Raw genomic sequence first — 460 nt, forward strand, 5'->3', positions numbered from 1 at the left:
CGATACAGGTGGCGCGCTGGACGTCGGGGATCGCCACAGGCGCGATGGTGACGCCCCAGCTCGCCGCGGCGTACGGGTCCGACTCGGTGCCCATACCGACGGCGGCGCCGCAGCGTCTACCCTTCGCCGACCTGCTCGGTCCCGTCCGGGCAGGAATGCGGGCGTCCGCGTCGGCGGGGACCGCCGGGCAACTCGCGGACCTCCCGGTCCCGGCCGGCGCGAAGACCGGCACGGCGGAGGACCCGTCGGCGCCCGGAGAAGGACTGAACGCCTGGTTCTCCGCGGTCGCGCCTTTGGACGCACCCCAGATCCAGGGGTCGGTGCTGATCCGCGGTGGTGGCTTCGGGTCGGCGACGGCGGGCCCCGTGGTCAAGAAACTCCTCGACTACTACTTTCCGCGACCACCCGCGCCGGCGCCGATTCGGTGATCAGGCGCTGTAGGCGGCAACCACCTCAGGGT

1 protein-coding gene is annotated in these 460 nt (G+C 72.6%); it reads left to right on the plus strand.

Annotation, left to right across the window (positions count from 1 at the left end):
- Window positions 1-428, plus strand: a 428-nt coding sequence (locus I6F20_RS37615; RefSeq protein WP_249788001.1) for a penicillin-binding transpeptidase domain-containing protein, incomplete at its 5' end; no start/stop codon positions are given.
- Between the last annotated feature and the right edge of the window lie 32 nt (window positions 429-460).

This window comes from Bradyrhizobium sp. IC3123 (genome assembly GCF_020193625.1).
Lineage (GTDB): Bacteria > Pseudomonadota > Alphaproteobacteria > Rhizobiales > Xanthobacteraceae > Bradyrhizobium > Bradyrhizobium yuanmingense.